The 26104-nt window shown below is 36.4% G+C and carries 17 protein-coding genes; 15 read left to right on the top strand and 2 right to left on the bottom strand.

The window, feature by feature from the left end:
- The first annotated feature begins 132 nt into the window (after positions 1-132).
- The 14 genes from ALGA_RS04740 (at position 133) to ALGA_RS23445 (ending at position 22847) form a co-directional block, all read left to right on the top strand.
- Positions 133-960 (top strand): LamG domain-containing protein, encoded by an 828-nt coding sequence (locus ALGA_RS04740; protein WP_197705706.1) that lies wholly within the window; start codon positions 133-135, stop codon positions 958-960.
- 33 nt (positions 961-993) lie between these two features.
- Positions 994-2532, top strand: coding sequence for an arylsulfatase (locus tag ALGA_RS04735; protein ID WP_197705705.1), 1539 nt, complete (start codon positions 994-996; stop codon positions 2530-2532).
- Between the two features lie 332 nt (positions 2533-2864).
- Positions 2865-4031: a glycoside hydrolase family 130 protein gene (locus ALGA_RS04725; RefSeq protein ID WP_096428238.1), complete on the top strand. Its 1167-nt coding sequence runs from the start codon at positions 2865-2867 to the stop codon at positions 4029-4031.
- A complete protein-coding gene (locus ALGA_RS04720; protein WP_162845383.1) occupies positions 4031-5236 on the top strand; it encodes an AGE family epimerase/isomerase in 1206 nt (401 codons plus the stop codon). Before ALGA_RS04725 ends, ALGA_RS04720 begins: the two co-directional genes overlap by 1 nt.
- A gap of 57 nt (positions 5237-5293) precedes the next feature.
- Positions 5294-7090: a glycoside hydrolase 5 family protein gene (locus ALGA_RS04715; RefSeq protein WP_096428236.1), complete on the top strand. Its 1797-nt coding sequence runs from the start codon at positions 5294-5296 to the stop codon at positions 7088-7090.
- Positions 7091-7183: 93 nt separating this feature from the next.
- Positions 7184-8566, top strand: coding sequence for an MFS transporter (locus tag ALGA_RS04710; RefSeq protein ID WP_096428235.1), 1383 nt, complete (start codon positions 7184-7186; stop codon positions 8564-8566).
- Between the two features lie 108 nt (positions 8567-8674).
- Positions 8675-11893, top strand: coding sequence for a glycoside hydrolase family 2 TIM barrel-domain containing protein (locus ALGA_RS04705; protein ID WP_096428234.1), 3219 nt, complete (start codon positions 8675-8677; stop codon positions 11891-11893).
- Between the two features lie 11 nt (positions 11894-11904).
- Positions 11905-13740 carry a sulfatase family protein gene (locus ALGA_RS04700; protein ID WP_096428233.1) on the top strand — a complete coding sequence of 612 codons (1836 nt, stop codon included), beginning with the start codon at positions 11905-11907 and terminating at the stop codon, positions 13738-13740.
- 43 nt (positions 13741-13783) lie between these two features.
- Positions 13784-16240, top strand: coding sequence for a glycoside hydrolase family 3 N-terminal domain-containing protein (locus tag ALGA_RS04695; RefSeq protein WP_197705704.1), 2457 nt, complete (start codon positions 13784-13786; stop codon positions 16238-16240).
- 86 nt (positions 16241-16326) lie between these two features.
- Positions 16327-17790 carry a carbon starvation CstA family protein gene (locus ALGA_RS04690; RefSeq protein WP_096428232.1) on the top strand — a complete coding sequence of 488 codons (1464 nt, stop codon included), beginning with the start codon at positions 16327-16329 and terminating at the stop codon, positions 17788-17790.
- A 12-nt stretch (positions 17791-17802) separates the two neighbouring features.
- Positions 17803-19371: a sulfatase family protein gene (locus tag ALGA_RS04685; protein WP_096428231.1), complete on the top strand. Its 1569-nt coding sequence runs from the start codon at positions 17803-17805 to the stop codon at positions 19369-19371.
- 75 nt (positions 19372-19446) lie between these two features.
- Positions 19447-21570, top strand: a complete 2124-nt coding sequence (locus ALGA_RS04680) for a beta-glucosidase (protein ID WP_096428230.1) — start codon at positions 19447-19449, stop codon at positions 21568-21570.
- Positions 21571-22308: 738 nt separating this feature from the next.
- Positions 22309-22560 (top strand): hypothetical protein, encoded by a 252-nt coding sequence (locus ALGA_RS04675; RefSeq protein WP_096428229.1) that lies wholly within the window; start codon positions 22309-22311, stop codon positions 22558-22560.
- Positions 22561-22721: 161 nt separating this feature from the next.
- Positions 22722-22847 carry a hypothetical protein gene (locus tag ALGA_RS23445; RefSeq protein WP_262496452.1) on the top strand — a complete coding sequence of 42 codons (126 nt, stop codon included), beginning with the start codon at positions 22722-22724 and terminating at the stop codon, positions 22845-22847.
- A gap of 380 nt (positions 22848-23227) precedes the next feature.
- Here ALGA_RS23445 and ALGA_RS22915 read toward each other — a convergent pair whose 3' ends face one another.
- On the bottom strand, positions 23228-23386 hold the full coding sequence (locus ALGA_RS22915; RefSeq protein ID WP_153244838.1) for a hypothetical protein: 159 nt from the start codon (positions 23384-23386) through the stop codon (positions 23228-23230).
- 45 nt (positions 23387-23431) lie between these two features.
- Between ALGA_RS22915 and ALGA_RS04670 the strand changes: the two genes are divergently transcribed.
- Positions 23432-23857 (top strand): VF530 family protein, encoded by a 426-nt coding sequence (locus ALGA_RS04670; protein ID WP_096428228.1) that lies wholly within the window; start codon positions 23432-23434, stop codon positions 23855-23857.
- A 206-nt stretch (positions 23858-24063) separates the two neighbouring features.
- Here ALGA_RS04670 and ALGA_RS04665 read toward each other — a convergent pair whose 3' ends face one another.
- On the bottom strand, positions 24064-26103 hold the full coding sequence (locus ALGA_RS04665; RefSeq protein WP_096428227.1) for an MGH1-like glycoside hydrolase domain-containing protein: 2040 nt from the start codon (positions 26101-26103) through the stop codon (positions 24064-24066).
- Position 26104: the final 1 nt, after the last annotated feature.

The following is a 26104-nucleotide window of genomic DNA, read 5'->3' as shown; positions in this document are numbered from 1 at the left end:
TAACTCCAAAGTATCCAGAATGTATTTTTTAAAGAATGGAGACTGGGTCTTTGGAGTTTTTTATGGAAATTGTCAACTGTTAAATTGGTGATAATGTGAGAGGGCATAAAAAATAATATAATGAGAGCTGTGATGAAAAGGTATAATTTATTTATGTTTTTGATCTTGAGTATTTGCTTGTTTGCTTGCGCTACAATAGGAGGTAAAAAAGTAACAACTAAAAATGTTATTTCTTCAAGTGAAGCATATAAGGGATTGGAAGGAGTTGTGTGTGCCTGGGATTTTAAAGGGGATGAACCTTTAAAATCAAAAGTAGGCGAACCCTATTCGTTGACCTTAGCCAATGAATTAATTAACGTTAGTGCAATAGAAGGTGAAACATGTTTGAGTATTAAAGAAGGTGGTTATGCAGTAATTCCAAGGGCAGATTGTCCCGCCTTAAATTTTAGCGGTAAACATTCCACGTTTTCTATTTTGGCACGTATTAATCGTAAAGATAAGGCTTACAAGCAATGTGAAACCATTGCTGGAATGTGGAACGAAACGGGTAAAAAACGGCAATATTGTATGTTTATCAATTTATTGCAAAAGAATAGTGCAAATCAGGTTTGTGGTCATGTTTCTGATGTGGGAGGTCCTACTCCTGGTCATAAATGGGCTAGAGATGCTTCTATAGGAAGTACGCCTGTTGAATTCGATAAGTGGACAAGTATTGCGATTACATTTAATGGTGAAAGTGTAAAATCCTATTTTAACGGCAAGCTTGATTACCGTGAAGGCTTAAATCCTTATGCCTATTCTCATGAGTTATATGATGGTGGCGAAATTGGATCTGACTTTACGATCGCAGCAGTAGATCGTTTGGAGGAAATGGGCAATTTCTTTGTGGGTGGCATTTCACATTTAGTTGTATTCAACAGGGCTTTGAGTGATGAGGAAATTGCGACTTTTAACTTTTAGTAAAATATTATGGGTTATATAATTACTAATATAATGCAAAAAACTTTATCAGTTTTTCTTCTATCCTTTTTTATCTATTCCTGTGCTGAAAAGAAAGAGGAAAGACCAAACATTATTTTAATAATGGGAGATGATATTGGGATTTCAGATATTGGTTCTTACGGTGGTGAAATTGAGACTCCAAATATTGATCGCTTGGCTAATGAAGGCTTACGGTTTACAACATTTTACAATATGGCCAAATGTAATCCTACTAGGTCATCACTACTTACTGGTTTGTATACAGGTGGAAATGGAGCTGTACACCTTGCTAATTTGACAAAGAAGGCAGGCTATTTTAATATCATGAGTGGAAAGGAGCATTTTGATTCCTGGGTACCTGAATATTGTAAGGCAGAAAATGTATTTGATCATTCGTTTTATTTTTGGGCAACAACAGAATATTTTTTACCTCCATCAGGTGAGTTTGAACGACCTTTTTTTCTTGAGGGAAGGGAATTAAATGCTGCTGAAATTGAGTTCGAAAAATCACCTATGTACAAGACGGATTTCATTACGGATTATGCCTTGAAATGGTTAGACGAAGCATTTCAAAAAAAGGATCCCTTCTTTCTCTATCTACCTTATCATGCGGCTCACTACCCACTTCAGGCCAGGCCGGAAGATATTAAAAAATACAGAGGGAAATATTTAAAAGGGTGGGATAAAATCCGTCAGGAACGTTTTGCGAAAATGCAAAAGTTAGGAGTGCTTCTAAAAGCTGCAAAGCTAAGTCCAGCTGAAAATAACTTGAATAAACTTCGAGGGCCGCTCATACCTGACTATACAGACTATTATCCATGGGATAGTTTATCTGAATCTCAAAAAGATTCTTTGGATCTTGAAATGGCAGTGTATGCTGCAATAATTGACCGAATGGATCAAAATATTGGACGTGTTTTAAAAAAGTTAGAGAAAGATGGTCAGCTAGAAAATACATTGATCATGTTTTTAAATGATAACGGATCATGTCCATTTTACTCAAATAAGATTACAGATGTTCAACCAGGTCCTGCCAACTCCTATTGGAGCTTACGTACCGCCTGGGCAAACTTGGGAAATACGCCATACCGACAGCACAAACAATGTGGTCATGAAGGAGGAAGTCATACCCCTTTTGTAGCCTATTGGCCAAACAAAATAGCACCAAATACAATTAGCCATCAACCAGGGCATGTCGTAGATATTGCCCCCACTTTTTTGGATGTATTAGGAATACAATATCCAGATTCAATAAAAGGTCATACTACTTTGCCGCTTCATGGTAGTTCGTTATTGCCTGTTTTTATGGGAGAAAAACGTAAAGAACCAGATTATTTCGTTTCAGGATTGGAAAATTTCAGGATGTTTAGAAGTGGTGATTACAAAATTGTCAGATTAAATGGCGGAGAGTGGGAATTATACAATATTATTGAAGATCCCACTGAACTTGTAAATTTAGCTGTTTCATTACCAGGAAAAGTTATTGAATTAGCAAATTATTATGAAAGCACCCCAATTGGATCAAAATTAAATATTTCCAACAAAAGATAAAATGCATTCTATCAATAGAGAATTTGAAGAATGATTGGAAAGAAGCTGCATACAGTGTTTCCCAAAGTGGATTCCTAATGTAGGTAGAGTGCTCGGAGTATCAATGGTAACAGAGCGTTATTGATTAGTGAAGTGGCAGGCGCCTGATAATCCGATTGTTGAGTATGAGCTTTACGAGCACGAGGTTGATCCTCAAGAGAATTTTAATTTAATAAATGAGCCACATTATAAAAGGATAGCAGAGAAACTTAAAGTTGAACTGAATAGCGGGAAAAGAAATGTGTTAATTGATAACAGCCTGATAAGTACAACGAAATAGGAAGAATATTGAAATGAGAAAAGAACGGTTAGAACTATTGAAAGAAGAACATCAGTCACTATTGGTAAAGGTGAATAATACGCAACCTAATTCCAATGGTATTTATGATAGATATTTAAATCCTGTGTTAACACCTGCGCACATTCCTCTTGAATGGCGTTATGACTTGAATTTAGATACAAATCCTAATATGTTGCAACGTATAGGAGTGAATGCTGTGTTTAATTCTGGAGCAATCAAATGGAATGGAAAGTATATCCTAGTTGCTAGGGTTGAAGGATGGGACCGTAAATCTTTTTTTGCAGTCGCTGAAAGCCCAAATGGACTTGATAATTTTAAATTCTGGGATAGGCCAATAAGTTTACCTCAAACTGAAGAGCCAGATGTTAATGTATATGATATGCGTTTAACGGCTCATGAGGATGGTTGGATCTATGGTATCTTTTGTACAGAAAGGAAAGATTCAAGCGCTCCTGCTAATGACACAAGTTCAGCTACTGCTGGTGCAGGAATTGTTCGAACTAAGGATTTAGTAAAATGGGAACGTCTTCCTGATTTAGTCTCAAATGCTGGGCAACAAAGAAACGTCGTATTACATCCTGAATATATAAAGGGAAAATATGCACTTTACACCCGTCCTCAAGATGGATTTATTGAAGTTGGTGGTGGCGGTGGTATCGGAATAGGTTTTATTGATAATATGGAAAATCCGATAGTTCAAGAAGAAAGAATTTTCCAGAATAAAGCGTATCACACTATTTATGAACTTAAAAATGGTCAGGGACCAGCTCCAATAAAAACAAAAGAGGGATGGTTGCATATGGCTCATGGTGTTCGAAATACCGCTGCAGGCTTGCGTTATACTTTGTACGTTTTCATGACTAGCCTAGATGATATTACTAAAATTACGCATCAACCAGGAGGTTATTTTATGGCACCTGAAGAGAGTGAACGTATTGGTGATGTATCGAATGTTTTGTTTTCAAATGGTTGGATTTGTGATGAAGATGGTAAGGTTTTTATTTATTACGCATCATCAGATACGCGAATGCACGTGGCAGTGTCCAGTGTCGATCAATTAGTTGATTATGCTCAGAATACGCCTGAAGATGGCTTGAGATCTGAGAAGTCAGTTCAAAAAATTAATGAATTAATTACGAGTAACCTTAATTTAGGATGATGGATTTTAATCTAAAAACGCTTCAAGGTGAATTGGGAATTGTGCTTCAAGAAAATATTTTGGACTATTGGGAAAAATATAGTGTAGATGATTTAAGTGGCGGATTTATTGGTCAAGTAAATGCTGATAATACTAAAAGTTTTGAAGCAAATAAAGGCCTAATTTTAAATGCACGTATTCTTTGGACATTCTCAATTTCTGCCGTTGAAATGAGATCTGATGACTATCAAAAATTAGCAGATAGAGCTTACACTTATATTCAAAAATATTTTCGTGATCCAATTTATGGAGGAGTCTATTGGGAACTTGATTATTTGGGTATTCCAACTCAACGAAAAAAGCAGATTTATGGGCAAGCCTTTACAATATATGCTTTAAGTGAGTATTATTGTTTAACGGGTATTCAAGAAGTTCTTGATTGGGCTATTGAAATATACAAGTTGATGGAACAACACAGTTATGATGATAAATATGTTGGGTATATTGAAGCTTTTGGCGAAGATTGGTCATCGCTTAGTGATGTACGTCTAAGTGAAAAAGATGCGAATTACGAGAAGACAATGAATACGCACTTGCATGTTTTAGAGGCGTATACATGTTTGTTGCAAATATGGCCCAATGATCAATTAAAATTAAAGTTAACGGCTTTAATTAATGTGTTTCTTGAACGGTTTATTAAAAGCGATGGTCATTTGAGCTTATTTTTTACCCGAGATTGGGTATTAAGTGGAAATACAATTTCTTATGGTCATGATATTGAGTGTGCTTGGTTACTAACTGAAGCTGTTCAAGAAATAGATGATGAAGATCTTATTGAAAAAGTAAGACTTGTTGCGGTGAAAATTGCAAACGGGTTTATTGAAGAGGGGATTGACTATGATGGAGGAGTGATTAATGAACGAGAAGGTTCTAATGGTAAGTTTGATTACGATAAACATTGGTGGCCACAAGCTGAAGCATTGGTAGGCTTAATGAATGCCTATACTATAACTAAGGATCCTAAATATGTTGATGCACTGTTAAAGGTTTGGTCATTTGCTAGAAAATACCATATCGATCATGAAAATGGGGAATGGCACTGGTTGGTCAATAGAGAAGGGAAACCGGATTTAAGTAAAGAAAAAGTCGGATTTTGGAAATGTCCATATCACAATGCCCGCGCTTGTTTTGAGATGATCAATAGAATAAAGCATGTAAAAAAGTAAATATTCAAAAAAAATATAAATAGTATGAGGGTCTTAAGCAGAATAATTGTCCTGTTGATGTGTATATTACCATTGCTATCAGTAGGTCAGGAGAATATAGAGAATTTTATTTCTGTAAAAGGAAATAAATTAATGAATGGCGATAAGGAATTTAGATTTGTTTCATTTAATATTCCAACACTAAATTACAACGAGGATGTCTTTGAATTTGATCGCCTACATCCTTACAGTTTACCTGATGAGTTCGAAATCAGAGATGTAATGGAAACGGTGAAACAAGTTGGAGGTCAGGTAATAAGAATGTACACACTTCCTGTTCGTATAGAAAATGAATCTAACACCGCCCCTACTTATATTGAAGGACCTGGTCAATTTGTGGAAGAGTCATTTAAAACCATGGATTTGGTATTGGCACTTGCTAATGAATACAACATTCGAATTGTTTTTTCAACATTGAATAACTTCCGTTGGATGGGTGGCGTTCCTCAATATTGCGGTTTCAGGGGCAAAGATAGAGGCGTTTTTTATACCGATCCAGAGATTATTGCTGATTATAAAGCAACATTAAACTTCGTAATTAATAGAAAGAATTCTATAACTGGCGAATTTTACAAAGATGATAAAGCCATTTTATGCTGGGAAACAGGTAATGAACTTTATTCAACACCTGAATGGACGAATGAGATTTGTGGATATATAAAAAGTTTAGATAAGAATCACCTTACTATGGATGGTTTCTTTGCTTTCGATGATCGTCCTGTAATGGAAAGTTCAATAGGCAATCCAAATGTTGATATCATTTGTTCGCACCATTATGAGCTTAATCCAGCGGAATTTGTGAGAAACGTTAAAAGAAATATTGAGCTTATTGATGGTAAGAAACCATACTTAATCGGAGAATGTGGTTTTGTAAGTACTACTGCTTTGGAAATGTGTATCGACTATGTCATTAATTCTGACATAACAGGTCTTCTCGTTTGGGGAATACGTGGTCATCGTTCTGAAGGTGGATTTTATTGGCATTCAGAACCTTTAGGTTATGGACGTTACAAAGCTTACCATTGGCCAGGTTTCGAGAGTGGGAGTACATACGATGAAAAGAATCTTTTTGCAATGATGCGCAAACAAGCTTCTAAAATTAGTGGCAATAAAATGCCAGAACTTTCAGCTCCAAGTATTCCTGAATTATTACCAATTGCACATGTTTCAACAATCTCTTGGAAAGGTTCAACGGGCGCTTTGGGCTATGATATATATCGTTCTGAAAAGAAGAAAGGACCATATAAGTTGGTTGGTTATAATATTTCTGATGCAGTAAATCAGTATGTTCCATTGTTTGAAGACAACACAGCAAAAAAAGGGAAGTCATACTATTATAGAATAAAAGCAAAAAACGAATATGGTAGCTCTGATTATTCTAACACTGTTGGTCCAGTAAAAGTGGAAACCTTAGGACTGATTGATAACATGAATAATTTCGGGAAAGTGTATTTCTCTACTGAAAATGTTAGTTTGGAAACTGATAGAGATCGTGTCTTTAAAGAAGATATGTACCGCTTTAAAGCAGGTCCTGAAGAAAAAATGATTTACTACGTTCCAGGTAACATCAAAAGAATAAGAATTTATAGTTTTTGTCAGCAAGCCGTTAGCAATTTAAGGTTATTAACCTCTAAGGATAACGACAACTATAAGAGTGTTGACGTACAGCCGAACATTTATGATAATGGAAAAGGTGATTATGGCTACTGGGTACCAATTGTACATGATGTAGAGGTAAATCAAGAATCTTCATATTTAAAAATTGAATTCAATCTAGAATCTCAGATTAGTAGAGTTGAGTTATATTATGAGTAGCTGAAAACTATCGTACTGCCTATAATCTAGGCAGTGCGATAATTTTTTATAAGTAGAAATTGTATTTCGGTTTTATCCGATAAAAAAAGCTTTATGTGCGATCAGAAAATTAAACTAAAAGAGAAAATTGGGTACGGGTTTGGAGATTTTGCTTCTTCAATGTTTTGGAAGTTATTTTCCATGTTCCTGATGATTTTTTATACAGATGTATATGGAATATCACCAGAGTCAGTGGCTACTATGTTTCTTCTTGTCCGACTATGGGATAGTATTAACGATCCATTAATGGGCGTTTTATGCGATCGTACAAATACAAAGCAGGGTAAATTTCGCCCTTACCTGCTTTGGGCAGCAGTTCCATTTGCATTAATAGGTATTTCAACTTTTATGACCCCTGATTTAGGAACAACAGGTAAGTTAATTTATGCCTATGTAACATATACTTTAATGATGATGGTATACACAGCGGTAAATGTGCCGTACTCATCTCTAATGGGTGTCATGTCGTCAAGTCCTGCAGAACGTACTTCATTAGCCTCATTCCGTTTTATTGGTGCTTTCTCTGGAGGGATCTTTGTAACAGCAACAGCAGCTTGGTTTATTGGTATGTTTGAGGAAAGTGGTGTTTCTGAAGCACAAGGGTATCAGTATACGGTTTCAATTTATGCGGTGTTAGCAGCTTTGTTTTTTATGCTGACTTACAAATTCACTAAAGAACGCGTAAAACCAGCAAAAAAAGAGAAGTCGTCTATCAGAAATGACTTCAAAGATTTGATGAAGAATATACCATGGTTCATTATGGTGGCAGCTGGTATTGCTTCTCTTATCTTTAATTCCTTACGTGATGGTTCCATGATGTACTATTTTAAATATTTCGTTAGAGATCAAGAAGTAGGAGGATTTGGATTAGTCAACTGGGAGGCTTTAGCTTCAGCTTATATGACTTTATGGCTTATCTCTAATATTATTGGTGTTCTTTTGGCTAAACCTGTGTCAGCAATTATCGGTAAGAAAAAAACATTTTTGTATGCCATGATAATTGCGGGAATTACCAGTTTGACACTTTTCTGGATTCAGGCAGATCAAATCTATTTGATGTTCGGAATTAATGTCATCATTGGAATTTCGGCAGGTATTGTATTTCCTCTTATTTGGGCAATGTATGCAGATATTGCTGATTTTTCTGAATGGAAAACAGGACGTCGTGCCACAGGTCTTATCTTTTCGTCCTCTTCTATGTCTCAAAAAATGGGATGGACAATTGGTGGCGCTATAACGGGGTGGATATTGGCTGCTTATGGATTTGAAGCGAATGTTGAGCAAACAGTCGAGTCCACTAAAGGTATTAGGTTGATGCTGAGTCTTTTTCCAGCAATTGGTGCCTTCTTAGCGGCTGTTTTCATCTATTTTTATTCTCTAAACGAAGTGTTTATGAAGAAGATAGAAGAAGAACTTATTACCAGAAGAAATGGGTAAGAAATAATATTATTTGTTGGAGAGTTATCACTCTTCAACAGATAATTTATTGAATAAGAAAAAAATAAATACGATTGATTTTTTGTTGTATAATTATTTAGATTTCTCATGAAAAATTATAAAATCTTTAAGAGAACAAAAAGAGTATTTTTGTGTGTTATTTTTACATCGATATTTATTTCTTCATGTAAGAGTAAATATGAAAATATACCCTACCATGATCAATTACCTCATGATTGGGAAAATCCTGCTATTTCTCAAATAAATAAAGAAGTGCCACGTGCTTCTTTTATACCTTACGCTACTTATGATGAATTACAGTCTGAAGATCAATGGTCATCATCTTTAATGCAATCCCTAAACGGCATTTGGGATTTTCATTTGGCTAAAAATCCTTCCACAAGACCAGCCTGGTTTTTTAAAAATAATTTTGACATTAGTGATTGGGGTACAGTTAGAGTACCTGGTAACTGGGAAACTCAAGGCTACGACTATCCAATTTACACCAATGCAAAATATCCGCATGCCAAAACACCTCCTACTATTCAAGCCAATTATAATCCTGTAGGTTCCTATAAACGAAGCTTTAAATTGCCCGAAGAGTGGAATGAAAAAGAAATAATTCTGCATTTTGGAGCGGTAAGTTCGGCTATGTATGTTTGGGTAAATGAACAAAAAGTAGGCTACAGTGAAGATAGTAAACTACCTGCTGAATTTAATATTACAAAATATTTAAAGAAGGGAAAAAATACATTGGCCGTTGAAGTATATCGATGGAGTGATGGCGCTTATCTCGAAGATCAGGATTTTTGGCGAATGAGTGGTTTGACACGAGATGTGTTTTTAATGGCAAGAGAGAAACAGCATATTCGTGATTACAGATTAACTTCTAGTTTGGATGAAAACTATAAGGATGGCGTTTTTTTATTGAATATTGTATTGGCAAATATTGCTGGAAAAGCAAAAAAGATAACGCTTGAAGCTCAACTATCAGATGGTAACTCTTTATTAAAGAAATTCACAAAAACTATTGAGTTGGATAGTGTTGAGAATGAAATCTCTTTTGAGGCGAATTTTAAGAATGTAAAAAAATGGTCGGCAGAGCAACCTAAGCTCTATGATCTAACTCTTATCTTAAAAAATGAGAAGAATGAAATTCTGGAGCTTATAAAACAGGATGTAGGTTTTAGAACTGTTGAAATTAAGGATGGAGTGCTTCTCGTGAATGGAAAATACATTTATCTGAAAGGGGTGAACATGCATGAACATCATCCTGTTACGGGCCATTATGTTGATCGTGAAACGATGCTAAAGGATATTACATTAATGAAGCTACACAACATTAATGCTGTACGAACCTCACATTATCCGCAACCTGAATATTGGTATGAGTTGTGCAATAAATATGGTATTTATTTGGTTGATGAGGCAAATATAGAATCGCATGGGATGGGTTATGGCGAAGAATCTCTTGCTAAGGATTCAACATGGATGGATGCGCATCTATATCGTACAAGAAATATGTATGAAAGAGATAAAAATCAACCATCTGTGGTTATTTGGTCATTAGGGAATGAAGCTGGAAATGGCGTAAATTTCTTTGCGACCTATGATTATTTAAAAAGCGTTGAAAAAACTCGACCTGTTCAGCACGAACGTGCCATGAACATTGATTATAATACAGATATTTATTGTGCTATGTATATGTCTGCCGAGCGCATGATTAAGTATGCAGAAGCACCTTATAACAAACCACTAATACAATGTGAGTTTGCACATGCTATGGGAAATAGCCTTGGCAATTTTCAGGATTATTGGACAATAATTGAAAAATATAGAGCCTTACAGGGCGGTTTTATTTGGGATTGGGTAGATCAGGGTCTATTAACTAAAAATGAGCAAGGAGAAGATTTTTGGGCTTATGGCGGTGATTTTGGACCTGATACAGTTCCCTCTAATGGTAATTTCTGTAACAATGGCTTAGTAAATCCGGATCGTGCTATTAAACCGCACCTTTTGGAAGCAAAAAAGGTTCATCAATGTATTGGTTTTAACCCAATTGATTTGGAATCGGGAAAAATTGAAATTCACAATAAGTATGTTTTTACCAATTTGTCTGAATTTGATTTTTCGTGGGTTGTCGAAGGGAATGGGCGAGTTGTAGAGCATGGAAAACTAGATGATTTGAATGTAGATTCTGGTGAAAAACTAACAATAAAATTGGAGTACGGCGTTCAACCAAAATCAGGTGTTGAGTATTTCTTAAATATATCAGCTAGGCAAAAGAAAACGAAAGGATTGATTCATAGAGGATATGAAATAGCAAGAGAACAGTTTAAATTACCATTTTCTGAGAAAGAAATTAAGCCTCGAATTAAAGAATTATCGCCTATCTCTTATGTGAAAAATATTAATAAGCTTGTTATTAAAGGCGCTCCTTTTGACCTTGTTTTCGATTTAGAGAATGGGAATATTACTAGTTTTTGCAGTGAAGGAGTCAACTACTTGAAATCAGGTTTGACACCTAATTTTTGGCGAGCTCCTATCGATAATGATTTTGGTAATAATTTGCATAAGCGATCAAAAATATGGCGAAAAGCTTGGGATAATAAAGTACTTAATAATACGACTATTGAGCAAAAATCAGAAAATGAAGTATTCATTAAATTCCAGTTTAGTTTAATGAGTGATACCATTGGAGAAATTGCTCAATGCACAACAAAATATACGGTTTCCTCTTTAGGCGAAATAGAGGTGGAAAACGCTTTCAAAATGGCAAATATTGATCTTCCAGAAATTCCTCGTATGGGAATGAATCTCGTTATGCCAAGAGAGTTTGATCAAATGACATGGTTTGGGCGTGGTCCTCATGAATCCTATTGGGATAGGAAAACAAGCGCATTTGTAGGCTTGTATTCCGGAAGTGTAGCCGATCAATACTGGGTTTACTTACGACCACAGGAAAATGGAAACAAAACCGATGTGCGCTGGGTGAGTATTACAGATAGTATTGGAAATGGATTAAAGTTTATTGGTAAACCTTTATTGTCGGTAAGTGCACACCATAACATTATGGAAGACTTCGAATCGCTTGAAAGGACAGATGGTAGGGCAGGAGTCATTCCTAATAATCGACATACTACCGATGTGAAAGCTCGAAACCTTACTTCAGTAAATATTGATTACAAGCAGATGGGCGTTGGAGGCGATGATAGTTGGGGGAAATTTACACACCCTGAATATCGTTTGACCGAAAAGAATTATCGATACTCTTTTGTTATAAAACTAGTATCGAATACTTCGAATTTGGATGATAATAATGACTAAATACATATATTATGAAATTATCAATTAGTTTGCTATTTCTTGTACTATTAGCTTCTTGTTCTGTTAAAACAACTAATAAGCCTAATATTCTTTGGATTACAAGTGAAGATAATAGCCCGTTGCTGGGATGTTATGATGATGCATTTGCAACGACGCCTAACCTTGATAAGCTGGCTTCGGAAGGCTTTTTATATACCCATGCTTATGCTAATGCACCAGTGTGTGCTCCAGCACGTAATACGATTATTTCAGGTGTTTATGCCAATTCTGCGGGTAATCAGCATATGCGTAGTTACAACAATAAGTCTGATTCTGTGCGTCTTTATCCTGATTATTTGCGCGAAGCAGGTTACTATTGTACAAATAATAGAAAAACAGATTACAATATAAATAAGCAACAAACCAGTGAGCTTTGGGATGAGACGAGTGATAAGGCACATTATAAAAATAGAAAACCTGGGCAACCATTTTTTGCCATTTTTAATATTGGAGTTTCTCACGAAGTAACCATTCATCGTTCTCGACCTTCGAGCGAGCTACGCCATAGTCCTGATAGTGTTCCATTACCTCCATACCATCCAGCAACTGAAGAAATGAAACATGATTGGGCGCAATACTACGACCAAGTGGAAAATATGGATACTAAGGTTGGACAGTTTTTGGCTGAATTAGAGGCCTCAGGTGAAGCTGATAATACCATTGTCTTTTATTATAGTGATCATGGTGGAGTGTTGGCACGAAGCAAACGCTATGTTTATGAAACGGGAACTCATGTTCCATTTATTGTTCGAATACCTGAGAAATTCAAACATCTTTTTCCTGAATCAAATACTGGAAGTAAAGTCGATCGTATAATTAGTTTTGTCGATCTGGCACCAACCTTATTGAGTATTCTTAATATTCCTATTCCTGATTTTATGCAAGGAAATGCATTTATGGGCGAACAAAAAACGGAAGATCCTCAGTATGCGTATATGTTTCGTGGGAGAATGGATGAGCGTTACGACATGTGCCGTGCAGTTCGTGATCAAAAATACCGTTACATCCGTAATTACATGCCATACCGATCACATGGACAGCATTTAACTTATTTATGGAATGCACCTTCGGCACGCTCTTGGGAACGAGCATATAAAGCAGGAGAATGTAATGAAATACAAAGTGCTTTTTGGAAAGAAAAACCTTTTGAGGAGTTGTATGATACTGAGAATGATCCTTGGGAAATAAATAATTTAGCAAACAATTCAGAATATAGCGAAACACTGATACGCATGAGAGCTGCGGTAAAAGACTGGTCGCACAATATACACGATGCAGGTTTTATTCCTGAAGGAGAAATGTTATCGCTTACCAAGCAATCAGCGCCTTACGATTTAGTAAGATCCGCTAATATGCCACTAGATACTATTATTAATGTTGCGGATATTGTTACTCAAGGTTTAGTTAAAAACAGAGACTTGTGTATAGCATATCTTAAAAATGAAAATAGTGTGATCCGATACTGGGGAGCAACTGGCCTATTAATTCTTAAAAATGAAGCAGCCATAGCAATTCCAGAATTAAAACTAGTATTAAATGATGATTCGCCAAATGTTGCAATTGTTGCGGCTGAAACACTTTATAATTTAGGCGAAAAAGAATTAGCACTAAAATCGTTAAATACATTAGTAAACCATAATGTCCCTGAGATACGTTGTCAGGCTTTAAATACTGTCGATTGTTTGGGTGTAGATGATGAAACAATTAAAGCGAGTACTTTGCAGCTTATTGCTAACAGTCCTAAGAAAGAGAAAAAAAGCGAAGATCTTAGAATGGCCGAATGGTTAGTTCAAAAATGGGAATTGTAAAATACAATATTAGAATAAAGTTGATTAAATAAATAGGACAGGAATGGGACAAAGATCTTTAATTGCATGTGGCATTATAATGCTTTTGGGAATAGCCGATGGGTTTTCGCAAAAGTTGTTTATTCATGGGAAAAAGGAAAAAACATTATATCATGATGGTTGGATAGATTTCAATAAAAACAATAAAAAAGATGTTTATGAAGAGGCTTCGGTTGATTTGGATAAAAGGATCGATGATCTTTTATCGCAAATGACGCTTGAAGAAAAAACCTGTCAGATGGTAACCCTTTACGGTTATGGACGAGTTGCCAAAGATGAACTTCCTACCGAAGAATGGAAGAGTGCATTTTGGAAAGATGGACTTGGGAATATTGATGAGCATCTAAATGGGGTTGCACGCCACAAGGAGGCCGAAACTCAGTATTCGTGGCCACCATCGAAACATGCCAGAGCTATTAATGAAGTACAGCGGTTTTTTGTTGAAGACACACGACTTGGTATTCCGGTTGATTTTACCAATGAAGGAATCCGTGGGTTGTGTCATTCTGGAGCTACCGGATTTCCGGCACAAATAGGGATTGGTAGTACCTGGAATAAAGATCTCGTATCAAAAATTGGACACATAACAGGTAAGGAAGCCAAGGTAACAGGCTATACCAATGTATACTCTCCTGTTTTGGATTTGGCACGTGATCCGCGATGGGGACGTGTTGTGGAATGCTATGGTGAAGATCCATACCTGGTTTCGGAATATGGCAAACGAATGGTAACCGGCATACAATCTCAAGGTGTTTCTTCAACTGTGAAACATTTTGCTCTTTATAGTATTCCCAAAGGAGGTAGAGATGGTGATACACGTACAGACCCTCATGTTTCGATACGTGACATGCACCAACTTTATTTAGCTCCATTTAAAAGTGCGATTAAGGAAGGTAAGGCTTTGGGTGTAATGAGTTCATATAATGATTATGATGGTATTCCTATTTCAGGGAGTCATTATTTCCTTCAAGATTTACTAAAAGATCAATGGGGATTTAAAGGTTACATTGTTTCTGATAGTTGGGCTGTAGGTGGATTAAAAGGTCGTCACTACATTTCTGAAAATTATAAAGAAAGTGTATATATATCTGTAATGGCAGGACTCAATGTTCGTACCAATTTCAATGCTCCTGAGAATTTTGTTTTGCCTCTTCGCGAACTAGTGAATGAAGGTCGAATTCCAATGGAGGTTATTGATAGTCGAGTTCGAGACGTACTACGTGTGAAGTTCATGCTTGGATTATTTGATCAACCTTATGTGGAGAAACCAGATTTGGCTGATAAAGAATACTCTAATTCAGAAAATGATTCTATTGCTTTACAAGCTTCACGTGAGTCTTTAGTATTATTGAAGAATGACAATTTTCTTCCTTTAGATAAAGAGAATATTAAATCGATATTAGTAACAGGACCTAATGCCGAAGCTGTTGATCATTCAATAAGTCGTTATGGTCCTTCTGAAATTGATGTGATTTCGGTTCTAAAAGGAATTGAAAATTTTGTTGGAGAAAATGCAAAAGTAGAATATGCTTTAGGTTGTGATTTCTCAGATGAAAATTGGCCTGAAAATGAATTGTATACGATCGCTCCTTCAGTAGACCAGCAGGCTTTGATTGATGAAGCAGTAAGAAAGGCAAAAGATGTAGATGTAATTGTTGTTGCTATTGGCGATGATGACCGTACCGTAGGAGAATCTAGATCACGAACTTCATTAAACTTACCAGGCAATCAATTGGATTTAGTTAAGGCACTTCAAAAAACGGGTAAGCCTGTTATTGCTGTACTTATAAATGGTCGTCCGTTATCGGTTAATTGGATGAATAAAAACGTACCTGCGATTATTGAAGCATGGTTTCCTGGTGTTTATGGTGGGCAAGCAATAGCAGAATCTATTTTCGGAGATTATAACCCCGGAGGTAAATTACCTGTAACATTTCCTAAAACAGTTGGTCAGGTATTACTTAATTTCCCTTGCAAGAAAAGTTCACAAGGCGGACAACCTGCTCGAGGACCTAATGGCACAGGACATACTCGTGTGCTAGGTGAGCTTTATCCTTTTGGTTACGGTTTGAGTTACACAACATTTGAGTATAGTGATATACAGTTGTCGTCAGATACATTGAGAAAAGGAGAGGAAATAGAAATCTCATTTAAGCTGACCAACACTGGCAAATATAAAGGAGATGAAGTCCCTCAATTATACATTGAAGATGTGTACAGTAGCATCGTAACCTACGAGAAGATTTTGCGTGGTTTTGAACGTATCACTTTAAATCCTGGGGAAACACAAACAGTTATGTTTACAATTAAACCGAAAGATCTAACAATCTTGAATAAAGAGATGAGAGAAGTAACTGAAGCAGGTGTTTTCAATGTTTTCGTTGGCAGTTCATCAAAGGATACTCGCTTAGAGAGTCAATTTTCAGTTGGTCAGGATATCAAATTCGATTTGATAAAGTAAGTTATAGATTAAGCCTTTATAGTGAATCTATAGAATGTTGCGGGCAGAAGGGCTGATCTTGATGGAAAATATTTAAAAAATATAATATGATATCGTTTTTTGTTGCCTTAGGGGTATTGATATTTGGTTACCTATTTTATGGTAAGTTTATTGCAAATACAATATTCAAATTAGAACCTCAAAGAGAGACCCCGGCTGTTACAATGTCTGATGGTGTTGACTATATGATGATGCCATGGTGGAAGGTCTTTTTGATTCAGTTTCTGAATATTGCAGGACTAGGACCTATTTTTGGAGCCGTCGCTGGTGCCATGTGGGGACCGGTTGCATTCATCTGGATTGCTTTGGGATCAGTCTTTGCTGGTGCCGTTCATGACTTTTTCTCAGGTATGCTTTCCGTTCGCCATAAAGGCTTGAGTATTTCCGAAATTGTTGGAATTTATTTGGGAAAGACTGCTAAAATAGGCATGCGCTTTTTCACTGTGCTTTTAATGGTGATAGTGGGTGCGGTATTCATTATGGGACCAGCTAAGATATTATCTGGTCTTATGCCAGACTTTGGTTCGATGAATCTGTGGATCTGGATTGTATTTATTTACTATATACTAGCAACAATTCTCCCTGTCGATAAAATTATTGGTCGCATCTATCCAATTTTTGGTTTTGCATTAATATTTATGGCAGTAGGTTTATTTTTGGCTTTGCTTTTTGGTGACTTCACAATTCCTGAAATTAGTTTTGAGAATCTACATTCGAGCCCTTCAAAATTCCCGATTTTCCCAATGTTATTTATCACCATTGCTTGTGGTGCCATATCTGGTTTTCATGCTACTCAATCGCCACTTATGGCTCGATGTATTAGCAATGAGAAATATGGTAGACCCGTATTTTATGGTGCTATGATTTCCGAAGGTGTTGTGGCTTTAATTTGGGCTGCTATCAGTATGAGTTTCTTCGGTGGTGTTGGCGAGTTAAATGGCATTATGTCTGAGCATGGTGGAAATGCTGCTTGGGTGGTAAACGAAGTCTCTAACTCTTTGCTTGGAACTTTTGGAGGTATTCTTGCCTTACTTGGAGTTGTTGCAGCACCTATTACATCTGGCGATACTGCATTTAGAAGTGCTCGCCTAATCGTTGCTGATTTTCTAAACTTCAATCAAGCATCTAATAAAAACAGATTAATAGTAAGTATCCCTCTATTTATTGTGGGTTTCCTTCTTACTCAGATCGATTTTGCAATTGTATGGCGATATTTTGCCTGGTCAAATCAGACTTTGGCAACCATTGTGTTATGGGCAATAACCGTCTTTTTGGTGCAGAGCAATAGGAATTATTGGGTAACCTTAATTCCATCTGTATTTATGACTTCGGTAATTACAACTTATTTATTGTTTGCTCCTGAAGGATTTGGATTACCTTATCAATTATCCGTTTACGGAGGCATTTTATTTGCTGTTTTCACCATAGTGCTGTTTATGCGATGGTATCGTTCTAGAAAAGTTTCCACCAATTGCTTGGAGACAGAAAAAGTGTATGTGACTAATAAATAATAAAGCGGAATAATGAATATCAGAAAAAATACAACCTGGTTTTTGAGCTTACTAATTTTACCATTATTCATACAGTGTTCTCAAACTAAGGAAGAGCAAAAGCCCAATATTCTATTTATAATGGCCGACGATCATACGTCGCAGGCTATTTCGGCATATGGAACCATATTTGGTGATTTATTCACAACACCTAATATTGATAAATTAGCAGATCAAGGTATGTTGTTTACCAATGTTTTTGCAACCAATGCTATTTGTGGACCAAGTCGTGCCGCTATTTTAACAGGTAAATACGCTCATGTTAATGGCTATTGTAAAAATGAAAAAGGAGGAAAGTTTAATGCCTCTCAATGGACATTTATTAGCGAGTTTAAAAAGCAAGGATATCAAACTGCATTATTTGGAAAATGGCATTTAGGGTCTGAGCCTGAAGATTTTGATTATTATAAATTTCATGTAGGAAATGGACAGCAAGGAAATTATATTGATCCCGTTTATAACGATAATGGAAAACATATAAAGGAAACAGGCTATGCGACAAATTTAACTAGCGATTTCTTTCTTGATTGGATGAAAGGTTTGCGTAAAAAGGATAAACCCTTTGCAGCCTTGTTACATTTTAAAGCTCCCCACAGACCTTGGATTCGTGATGAAAAATATAAAGATTTGTTTGATGGGGTTGAGATGCCGTATCCAAGCAATTTTAACGATGACTATAAAGGAAGAGAAAAAACAGCAGGAGATACTTGGATGACTATGGACTTTCTGAATCATAGAGATAGTAAAGTTACTCCTCCAGAAGGATTAGAAGGGAAAGCCCTGTCAGACTGGACGTATTATGGGAATAAACCTAATCAGGCGTGGATGCCAGAAGGATGTACAACTTTAGAAGAGGCTAGGAAGTGGAAATATCAGCAATACATTAAGGACTATTTGTCGTGCATTAAAAGTGTAGATGACAATGTTGGAAGGGTATTAGATTATTTAGAGGAGAATGGATTAGCCGAAAATACGATTGTGGTTTATACGGGCGATCAAGGTTTTTATTTAGGCGAGCATGGCTGGTTTGATAAGCGTTTCATGTACGATACATCATCAAAAATGCCATTTATAGTTCGATATCCTAAAGAGGTAAACAAGAAATCAAGAAACAAGGATATTATAACAAATGTCGATTTTGCGCCGACTTTATTAGATTTAGCAAATATTGAAATACCTGCAGATGTACAGGGGCACAGTTTTGCTCAAAATCTAAAAGGGAATACGCCTAATGATTGGAAACAATGTATGTATTATCAATACTATGAATATCCAAAATGGCATCATGTGCAACCTCATTATGGTATAAGAAACCAAAGGTATAAGCTGATTCATTTTTACTATAATATAGATGTTTGGGAATTTTACGATTTGGAAAAAGATCCTCAGGAAATGAATAACGCGATTAATATGCCAGAATACCAGAATATTATTACGGAAATGAAGGCAGAAATTGTTGTACAACAAAAAGATTTGGGTATTAATGGTTCGTTGGAAGCTATGCGAGCCATTACCGATGCTGATATGGGAGAAGTGGAATAATTGAATTAGGTGTAGAGCTAATCTATACTAGATTGCAATTGATGAGATGAATAGAAAGTTTTTTAAAAATATAATATGAAGAAGTACATTTTAATTATCCTTACTGGAATACTATTATTTTCGTGTAAGCCCGAGGTGAAAATTGATTTAACTGATAGAGTAGAAGATAAAATTGATTCCTTAATAAACCTAATGACTTTAGAAGAGAAAGTAGCTCTTTGTCATGGTAATACAAATTTCACTTTGCCTGGAGTTCCTCGTTTGGGAATACCTGAACTGACCATGGGAGATGGTCCACACAGTATTAAGTTCGATTTTAAAAAAGATTCATGGGAGCATGCCGATAGTAAGGACTCATCAACTTATTTGCCATGTGGAGTGGCATTGGGAGCAACATGGAATCCTGAATTAGCGTATGAGTTTGGAAGTGTTTTGGGGCGTGAAGCTCGATTTAGAGACAAGGATGTGCATTTGGCTCCAGGCATTAATATCATTAGAAGACCACTATGTGGACGTAATTTTGAGTATTTAAGTGAAGATCCGTTGGTATCCGAAAAATTGGGTGTTGAATACATTAAAGGGGTGCAAAAATATGACGTAGCATCTTGTGTGAAGCATTTTATTGCTTATAACGATAAAAGGCATCCTAATGTATGGATGAGCGAAAGAACACTGAATGAAATCTATCTGCCAGCTTTTATTGGAGCTATTGACGAGGCAAATGCTATGTTGGTAATGGGATCGTACAACAAGTATAAGGGTGAGTACATGAGTGAAAATTCATATATGCTTCAACATGTATTGAAAGATAAACTCAAATTTAAAGGAGCTGTAATAAGTGATTGGAGTGCTGTTCACAACACGCACGAAGCTGTTTATAATGGTTTGGATATTGAAATGGGTACAGAAGGCGTAGGTGGTTTCGACAATTACTATATGGCCGATGCATTTCTTAAACTGGCAAAAGAAGGTCATGTCGCAGAAAATTTAATTGATGATAAAGTGCGACGTGTCTTACGTATCTATTTTAAAACTCGATTAAAGGAAAACAGACCTAAGGGAGAGTTTATTACTCAAAGGCATTTTGATTTTGCCCTTAAGGCTGCCGAAGAAGGCATTGTATTGCTTAAAAATGATAAAAACTTATTACCTATCGACTTCACAAAAGTTACTTCAATAGCGGTGATTGGAGATAATGCGACGGCCGTTCACGCCGAAGGAGGAGGAAGTTCAGGAACAAAAGCCTATTATGAAATTACACCTTTAGACGGAATAAAGAATTTGCTTAAGGGAAGTTCTGCAAAAGTGTCTTTTGCTAAAGGTTATAAAACAAAGGATGGCGAAAACGAAGCGAAACTTATGGCTGAGGCTTTGAAATTGGCTTCAGAATCAGATGTGGTTATTTATGTTGGAGGTCTGAATCATGAGTTCGATGCCGAGCGTCAGGATAAGATAGATATGATACTACCCTATAATCAGGATAGACTTATTAATAGCCTTGCTGAGGCTAATAAAAACATGGCTGTAGTCATGTTATCTGGTTCATCATTCGAAATGCATAAATGGCTCGGCAATGTATCAAACCTTGTGTTAATGGCCTATTCGGGCATGGAAGGTGGAAATGCCTTGGCTAATGTGCTAAGCGGTAAAGTAAACCCTTCAGGTAAACTTTCATACACATTACCATTACATTTTGAAGATGCGCCTGAGTATGCATTTGAGTGTTACGATGAGAAACGTAAAACAGATTATTACAAAGAAGGTGTGTTTGTAGGATATCGATATTATGACACTTATGGCGTAAACACTCAATTTGATTTCGGTTATGGATTATCATACACCTCTTTCGATATTAAAAATGTGCAGTTGAGTCAAACTAAAATGACAAGTACTGAGGTCATGAAATTAGCTGTAGAAGTTGAGAATACAGGAAAGTTGGAAGGAATGGAAGTCGTTCAGGTTTATATTGGTGATGTTGAATCTTCGGTAAAAAGACCACTAAAAGAGCTAATGGCTTTCGAGAAAGTGAAACTAAAGTCTGGAGAAAAGAAAACTATTGAATTCGCTATTGAACTTAAGGATCTTCAGTTTTTTGATGAGCTATCTAAATCATGGATTAGTGAGCCGGGTAAATTTAAAATATATGTAGGTAACTCCGTAGAGAATATTCTTGTGGAGAAGGAAATTGAACTGCTATAAGAAATTTTAATATCTGTTTTTTTCCCTTTCACATTTTTAGTTTGGTCGACCATTAGCTTTTGCTTCCTATGTCAATTCCTGTTGCATTGGGATTGACAACTTTTAAACTCATTCGCTTTTTCTCCATATCTTAAATGTTTAAAAGGTGAAAAAATTTCAGGGAATGTAACTTTAAAACTTTGAAAATATTCTGATCGGGATCCTGTCAACTAACAGATCACTATTAAACTCTAACCTAGGTCAGTAAAAAAAATCACTGACTTTTCACATTATAAGCTTGATTGCGCTCGGATTTATTAAACACCATTGCTTAAACCGGGCTTAACTCGGAGTTTAATACAAAGATAGTACGTTAGCATAAAAACTCAACTGTTTTTATGACCAGTAGGAGGATTGTGGTGAACAAAGTGGGTTCTGAAATTTGTTCACATGAGAGTACCCCTTCCTATTACCTTTATTTATAATAGAATGAATTGTGAGAAAACAGAAAAGACTGTAAATTAGTAGATTTACAGTCTTAGGATTAGGGTGATTCCTAAATTGCGGAGAGAGAGTAGAACCAATAGGTTAGTATGGAGTTGGAGTTGCTATATTTACAAGGACAGTGAGTTAAGGTATAATTATTCTAATAATTTATATCTTAGGAAATGGAAAAAGGAAGATGCAAATTTAGCAGAGAGTTTAAATTTAATGCTGTTGAGTTATGTTGCTCAAGAGCCAACATAAGACAGCTCGCACATGAATTGGATTATACGTCCAAAACTAATTTGTCGCTGGCGTAGTGAGTTTGAAAACTATCAGGGAACAAGTTTCCCTGGCAGTGGTAAAGCTAAGCTCACAAAAGAAGAATCTGAAGTATCTAGCTTGAAGAAAGAACTTGCTGAGGCAAGAATGGAACGAGATATATTAAAAAAGCAGTTCACATCTTTTCCAAGAGCGTTGGGAGATTTACCAGTTCATAAGAAATCACATAAATATGTTTCCTATTGAAATGATGTGTCGGGTTCTAGCTGTTAGCCTTAGTGGTATTACATGTGGCTTAAATTAGAACCGAGTCAAAGAGCTAGAAGAACGATTTCGCATCAGCAAGTCAGCTGAAGAAAAGAGTATCACAGAGATTAATGCTAACTTAGTGGGCTATATGAACATCTATGGTAAAGGTAAAGCCTGCTAGCTGCGAGGCTCGTGGCAAAACGATTGCCGAGTTGATAGATAGGAAAAATGAATTGGTAAAATGGCGTAGCAAAATAGACGAGGTAAATACCGAATTAGTATAACACAAACATAGGAGTAAAACTCTGCTAGGATATGACTGTGTAAAACAAGGGAGACATGTACGTAAGTGTCTATTTTAAGATCGATAAAAGAAATATAAATACACATTCACAATCATTGTAGCTCATATAAAAAGATTTGCATATGATAAAAGTACTAGGAGATATTCACTTACCAAAAATTCTATATAAATATCGTGATTGGAATTCTAAATTTCATGGCGTTGCCCCGAAGTCTTGTGGCAGACTTTGAAAGTTTAGTGCGATTAATAAACGCCAGTAAGCCCTTTTTTTAATCACGAATACCTTTGAAATAATTATTAGTGAGTAACTAAATGTGCTAGCTTAAGGTATAAATTTATGTGGCTTGCTTATTTAGCGGTTTACTCACTTCGTTTCGTGATCTCCCTTTGGTCGGTAGAGAAGGCAACTCTTTGAAATCGCTCACGAAACAAAGCAAGATCGTTACCAAGCATGAGATTGAACAGGCTTGCGATTTTCCTGAAAATATTACCATTCTTTACCGCACATTCGGAATTCATCGGATTATCATTTAATAAACGAATCCAACAAAACATTTACCAATAATGGACATAAAAAACAATAATAATAATAATAACGAGTCTATTGATAAACCGAAGCAATCAGATGAACTTTTGAATGCAGAGTTTAAAGCAAAGACGAATGAAGAGCTTAATGAAAAGAAACCTGCTAGGCAAACCAGGAGACAAGCTACCGAAGAAGAATTAAGTAATCCCTTACATGGAGTGAAGCTGGTTCAGATCTTAGAACGTTTGGTAGTGTATTATGGTTGGGCGTATCTTGGAGATCGTGTCAATATTCGTTGTTTCATGTATAATCCTACAATGAAATCGAGCCTCGGATTTTTAAGAAGAACGCCTTGGGCCCGAGAGCATGTTGAGGACATCTATTTGGATATGTTGGAAGAAAAAAAGATCGAACATGTTTTTTTAATGAAGGATAAAGTTGATAATAACTTGAAGGCTGATTGATTTAAGTATTTATTGGCTTCGTTTGAAACATTTTTTATACTCTGAACATCTCCCTGTATTCCCCTTCAAAAGTGGGACTTTGAAAATTCCCCTGTGGACTACGTCGATTACTTCGTAATTGAAAGGGGATAAAGGGGAGTGTTTTAGTTTGATACAAAAAAAAAGGTATTTCAAAATCTGAAATACCCCTTTTTACTAATCGTAAATTACTTATCGTTTTCGTCACTAAGCAGCATCAGATAATGTGCGGCTGACCAAGAAAAGTGATTTGCATTTAAACCTTCGCCACTGATCGGGTGGTAATTCTCTCTAATAGGTGAATCCCCAAGTAGACCTTCGGCGTTTTGTATAAGCTTCTTACTTAATGCGTCAGCTTCCTTATTGTAGCCATATCTTTCTAAAGCTTTAATGCCAAAGTAAGCTTGATCTAACCAAACTGGACCTCTCCAGTATCCCTTAAGGGGATTGAACTTTTTATGATCTGCAATTAAAGTTGGAAAGGGAACTTTAGTGGCAAATTTCGTCGAATCCATCAGAATCGAAACCACTCTTTTAGCTTGCTCTTTTGTTGCAATGCCAGTGTAAAGAGGAATCCAGCCTTCAGGTCCTTGTTGTACAGTTAATAGTTTACCTGTTACAATTTCTCTATCGTAGAAAAAGCCTGTTGCTTCGTCCCAAAAGTCAGAAGAAATCCTTTTACTTAAAGATGAAGCTTCCTGCTTATATGTTATAGCTTCTTCAGTTAAATTTAGAATTTTGGCTAGTTCTGCTAATTGTTCTTTTTCAGCTTGTAGGTAAGCATTTAGGTCTACCGATTCCTGATTCATCGACCATCCATGCTCATTGTTTTTTAACATTTTAGAATCATCGAAACGAACAGCATTATCCATGCCTGATTCCCATTTGGCAGCAATGAGTGTGCCATCAGTTGATCCATATTCACATAAACCATTTTGATCGTTATCGCGATACTGATACCACCAGTTGTGATATTTCACCAACTTAGGATACATTTCTTTCACAAACTCAATATCAGAAGTTGCTTTGTATATTTCTAATACCGCCCAACTAGCCAATGGAGCTTTGGTATCGCGCCAGTTGTTTTCTTTCGGATCGAAATAAACACAGTCGGCAACCATTCCCATATCGTCCTGATATTGGAACATGGAGTAAATGTTACTTTTGGCTAATTCTGGATTGAATCGAACAAGTGCAACAGCTTGCTTCCAACTATCCCACGACCAAAAGCCATAAAAACCTTGATAAGCAGCCGAAGGGAATACGCCATCGAACTTTAAATCGCCGGCAGGTGAACGCCAGTTAGTAGTAAGCGTTTCCACACATTTTATAGCTAATGCACAATTTTCTTTTTTATTCAGTAGGGCATTATTACTTGTTAATGCTTTTGTCAAATAGCCATTCCAACGCTCATTATTGGCTTTGAAAACAGCCTGTGGATTTTGCAGCCATTCTGCCAGTATATCAGCTTCTACATTTGCTTCCTGCTGATTAAAATAATGGGAGTGAAGCAGGTTTACACTTACCGATTCACCAGCGGGGACTTCAATCTGATCTTTTAAAATCATTCGGTACGATAAAGAATCAGGTGATATCATTACATCTCTCGCTTTATCGGTATGAATCAGAAATTGTTCTGTGTCATCCTTAAAATCTACACTTATGCCGTTGGTCGATTCGCTTAAGCGCAATCCTTTTTCGAAAAGAGAACCTTTCCAACCAACAAAAATGTTAGCAGTGTGTTCCTTCTTATTGCTGATTTTGGTTTCGATTAAACTGCTGCGATTGCTTACAAATATCAGGCGAATATCAATTGTCCAATCTTCTAATTCGAGTACCTGAGTTAACATGCCGGGCTTGTAAATCATTTCAGCTTTTGCTTTGCTCAAGTCAATGGCTTTCATTGTTGCGGCATCGGTCAATTCCAGCTGACTCAGGTTTTTCCCCAGCCATTGTCCCCACATTTTCATGCTCAATGGTCCTGAAAATCCGCCGTAGTAAGCAGTGCTGTCCTGATGCGGCAAAGCATATCCGTGCCATGCACCTAAATCGGAAAATCCGAAGGGTTCCAGTTCAAATTGCCCTTGCGGGATTCCCTGAATGTTCAGGACGTTTGTATAAAGGTTTTGAAGATCTGTTTCTGAATCGATATTTTCTTTATCGGCGCATGATGCAAGAGAAAGAAGAACGGTTAGCAACAGGTAGATATTTATTTTTAGTTGTTTCATG

Origin of the sequence: Labilibaculum antarcticum, from assembly GCF_002356295.1 — a bacterium.
GTDB classification, from domain to species: Bacteria; Bacteroidota; Bacteroidia; order Bacteroidales; family Marinifilaceae; genus Labilibaculum; species Labilibaculum antarcticum.
Note: the sequence above shows the minus strand (reverse complement) of the source record. Positions and strands in the feature narration are given on the sequence as shown.